We start from the raw sequence: 1,185 nt of genomic DNA, 5'->3' as shown, positions 1-1,185 counted from the left end.
CGCCGACCACCGCGTCCACCCATCCGGCGGCCGTCGCGGCGGTCATCAGCAACGCCCAGTCACCTGCAGTCATGGCGGCCATTCGATCACGCGCCGCATCCGGGGGCGGGTGCGGGAGCAAAACCGGTGGCCCGTTCGTTGACCGGACAGAAACCGCCGACGGAAGGAAACCCCGCCGTGTACCCGTTGTTGTTCGTGCTCTACGTCGTGGCGGAGATCGCGGTGCTGGCCTGGCTCGGCTCCACCCTCGGCGCCTTGGCCACCGTGTTGATCTTCCTCGGTGTCAGCGCCGCCGGTTACCTCGTGCTCGCCGCGCTGGGTCGCCGCGCGCTGCGCAACCTCGGTGAACTGCGCGGCGGCCGGGCGCCGCGCGCGAATTCCCCGGAGCAGGTGCTCACCGACGGTGCGCTCATCGGCGCCGGCGCGGCGCTGGTGCTGATCCCCGGCATCGTCAGCACCGCCCTCGGGGTGCTGTTGTTGCTGCCGACCCGCGCCGCGCTGCGTCCGGCGGTGCGCACGCTGGTCGCGCGGCGGGCCCGCGCCACCGGATTCTCCGCGCAGCGGCTGGTGGTGGTCGACGGGCAGGTCGTCGATCACAGTGTCGTCGGGGGTGCCCCGCACCTGACCGGTAGTGCGGCGGTGACCGAGCAGGTCGACGACCGTGGCACCGTGCTCGAAGGGGAGATCGTGGAGACCCCGCGCCGCCGCGAAGAGCGGTAACCGGGCAGACTGGGCACTCGTGAGCCCTGCACCGCACACCCAGCTTCTCGTCGGCGGCCGCGTCTACAGCGCCAGCGCCCCCGATGCCACCGCGATGGCCGTCACCGATGGCACCGTCGTGTGGGTCGGGCAGGACCGACCCGGCCGCGCCCTGCACCCGGACGCCGAGATCGTCGACCTGCACGGCGCGTTCGTCGCCCCCGGTTTCGTCGACACCCACGTGCACACCACCAGCCACGGCCTGGCCCTGACCGGGCTGGATCTGACCGACGCCGTCGACCGCGACGACGCGCTGCGCCGGGTCCGTGCGCACGCCGACGCGCACGACGGCGCGGTGATCTGGGGGCACGGCTGGGACGAGACCCGCTGGCCCGACCCGACCCCGCCGACCACCGCCGACCTCGATGCCGCCGCCCCGTCCCGGCTCGTCTATCTCGGTCGGATCGATGCGCATTCGGCGGCGGC

2 protein-coding genes are annotated in these 1,185 nt (G+C 73.3%); both read left to right on the top strand.

Features of this window, described 5'->3' with window-relative positions:
- The first annotated feature begins 126 nt into the window (after positions 1 to 126).
- Positions 127 to 720, top strand: coding sequence for an FxsA family protein (locus tag ACLBYD_RS10090; RefSeq protein ID WP_447816316.1), 594 nt, complete (start codon positions 127 to 129; stop codon positions 718 to 720).
- A gap of 19 nt (positions 721 to 739) precedes the next feature.
- On the top strand, positions 740 to 1,185 hold a 446-nt coding region (locus tag ACLBYD_RS10085), incomplete at its 3' end, for an amidohydrolase family protein (RefSeq protein ID WP_447816315.1).

The sequence above is a fragment of the Rhodococcus sp. C26F genome, assembly GCF_053345925.1.
Note: the sequence above shows the minus strand (reverse complement) of the source record. Positions and strands in the feature narration are given on the sequence as shown.